Raw genomic sequence first — 2,977 nt, 5'->3', positions numbered from 1 at the left:
CGCTCGGGAGGCCGACTTCTCCTCCCGTGGCTTCTCGCCCCCGCCGTCACCCCCTGACAGCGCGAACGCCAGCACCGTTCCGAGCAGGGCGAGCACGGCAACGACCGCCGCGACCACCAGCGTCCGCCGCGGCACGACGTCCGTCAGGGACACCCCGGCCGCCGGCCCGCCCTCCGCCTTCCCTTCCCCGGGCTTCCCGGATTTCCCAGGCTTCCCGGACTTCCCGGCGTGCGGCGACGAGGCCGCCAGCAGCGAAGTGGACGCCTCCGAGGCCGCGTTCCGCACCGACCGCAGCGCGCCCCGCAGCCGCTCCTCGATCTCCACGCCCATGGCCGTCCTGGAGCCCGTACGAGGCCCGGCGCCCGAGTCGCGCTCCTCCCCCGAGGGCTGCGCGGGAAGCGCCATCGTCCGCGTCGGCTCCGGAGCCTCCTCCTCGGCCGGCTCCGCCTCCTCCGCCACCTCCGGCGCGCTGAGCGCCGCCGTCAGCAACTCCCGCGCCCCCGCGTCGTCCAGCCGCACCGACGGGTCCTTGGCCAGCAGCCCGTAGATGGCCTCCTCCAGCGGCCCGCTCGCGTTCTTCGGCGGGGCGGGCGGCTCGGTCATCACGGCGGTCAGGGTGGCGAGCGCGGTGCCCTTGTCATACGGCGGCACGCCCTCGACCGCCGCGTACAGCAGGGCGCCCAGCGACCACAGGTCGGTCGGCGGACCCGGCCGCGCGCCCCGCGCACGCTCCGGAGCGATGTACGAGGGGGCGCCGACGAGCATGCCGGTGGAGGTGACCGACGGGTCGCCCTCGACCTGGGCGATGCCGAAGTCGGTCAGCACGACCCGCCCGTCCTCCGCGATGAGCACGTTCGACGGCTTCACGTCCCGGTGCAGCACGCCCTCGCGGTGCGCCGCGCGCAGCACGTCGAGCACGGCCAGGCCCACCTCGGCGGCGCGGTGCGGGGAGAGGCCGCCGGTGTCGCGCACGGCCTCGGCGAGCGAGCAGCCCTCGATCAACTCCATGACGATCCACGGCCGGTGGTCCTCGTCCACCACGTCGTAGACCGTCACGGCGCCGTTGCTGCGGATCCGCGCGATCGCCTTCGCCTCGCGCAGGGTGCGCGTGATCAGCCGCTGCTTCTCGTCCTCGTCGACGTCGGCGGAGAACCGCAGTTCCTTGACGGCGACCGTCCGTCCGAGGGTCTCGTCGAGGGCCCGCCAGACCGTGCCCATACCGCCGCGCCCGAGGACCTCGCCCAGCCGGTAGCGCCCGGCGAGCAACCGCCCCTCGGCGCGCGCCTCCTCGCGCTCGACCGTGCCCTGCGCAACCCCCCGTGTTGGCTTGCGCGTCCGCTCCGCGTCCGACATGCGCGTCCCCTCAGCACTGCGACGCACCGCTGTGCGCTGCGATCAATCCCACGGCGGCACCGAGTCGGCCGTCTGATCCGACCTGCGTGAGTGACCTCTGCACGCTGTCCCAACTCGGGCTGCCTGCCCCGGCAGAGCCTCCATTCTCCCTCATGTGCGGGGGTGGCGAAGGACCCGGGTCCATGCTGCGGAGAGAGCTGCCGACAGCGCACACGGTCGGCTACCGTCCGCTAGGAAAAGCGCTCTCGCGCTCCCCGGCACCGGTACGAACGAGAGGCCGCCGGAGCATGCCCAGCCGCACCGCACCCCCGCCCAGGGCGGCGGCGTCCGCGTGCGCGCTGCTGGCGCTGGCCCTGCTGCTGAGCGCCTGCGCCACCCCGACCGCGCGCTCCTCGCTCACCGCGTCCCACCCGCGTTCGGCCGTACAGGCCGCCGTACGAGCCCTGGTGACGGCCGGTGGCGCCCCCGGCGCGGCGGCCCTGGCGCGGGAGGGCGGCGAGGTGCGGTTCGCGGCGGCGGGCGTCTCGGACCTGCGTACCGACCGCCGGATGCGCCCCGGGGACCGCTTCCGCGCGGGCAGCGTCACCAAGACCCTGGTGGCCACGGTGGTGCTCCAACTCGTAGGCGAGCGGCGGCTGTCGCCGGCCGACCCGGTGGAGCGGCATCTGCCGGGCCTGGTGCGCGGACGCGGCAACGACGGCCGGAAGATCACGCTCCGCCAGCTCCTCAACCACACCAGCGGCCTGTTCAACTACACGGACGACCCCGGGCTGCGGTCCGAGTTGTCGGGCCCCGGCTTCCGCACCCACCACCTGGACACCCGCACACCCGGCGAGCTGCTGCGCACGGCCCTGCGCCACCCCCCGTACTTCCCGCCCGGCACCGGCTTCCACTACTCCAACACCGACTACATCCTGCTGGGCATGATCATCGAGAGGGCCACCGGCAACCCGTACGCGGAGGAGGTCAAGCGCCGCGTCCTGGCTCCCCTGGGTCTGCGATCCACCACCTTCCCAGGCAACCGCACAGGCCTCCCACCCCCACACGGCCGCGCGTACTCGACATCGCCCCCGACCACTCCGAAGAACACGACATCGGCCCGGACCGCCCCAAAGAACACGACATCGACCCCGGCCGCTTCGAAGAACACGGCACCGGACCGGACCGCTCCGAATAACACGGCGAAGAACGCGACGAAGGACGTCACGCTCCTGGACCCGTCCAGCGCGGGCGCGGCCGGGGAGGTGATCTCCACCCTCGCCGACCTGACCCGCTTCACCAGCGCCCTGCTGTCGGGCGAACTGCTGCCCCGCGCGCAGCTGGAGGAGATGCGCAACACGGCTGGTACGGGCGGTAGTTACGGCCTGGGCCTCTTCCCGGTCCACCTGCCCTGCGGCGAGACCCTCTGGGGCCACAACGGCACCATCAACGGCTCCTACGTCCAGACCCTGACCACCAGCACCGGCACCCACACCCTGACCTACCACCTCAACACGGATACGCCCCCGGCCAAGGACCCCGAAACCCGCCTCTTGGAGGCCGAGTTCTGCCGAAACCCAGCCCCGCCGGAGGCAAACCCAGCCCCTCCGGCGCTTGAGGAGCGAGGCCCGGGACAGAGCCCCGA

General features: G+C 73.4%; 2 protein-coding genes. One reads left to right on the top strand and one right to left on the bottom strand.

The features are described from left to right. On the bottom strand, positions 1-1,353 hold a 1,353-nt coding region (locus tag AOK16_RS22310), incomplete at its 3' end, for a serine/threonine-protein kinase (protein ID WP_157859310.1). 287 nt (positions 1,354-1,640) lie between these two features. Between AOK16_RS22310 and AOK16_RS22305 the strand changes: the two genes are divergently transcribed. Then, positions 1,641-2,977, top strand: a 1,337-nt coding sequence (locus AOK16_RS22305; RefSeq protein ID WP_055473957.1) for a serine hydrolase domain-containing protein, incomplete at its 3' end; no start/stop codon positions are given.

Origin of the sequence: Streptomyces pathocidini, from assembly GCF_001418495.1 — a bacterium.
Taxonomy (GTDB): Bacteria; Actinomycetota; Actinomycetes; order Streptomycetales; family Streptomycetaceae; genus Streptomyces; species Streptomyces pathocidini.
Note: the sequence above shows the minus strand (reverse complement) of the source record. Positions and strands in the feature narration are given on the sequence as shown.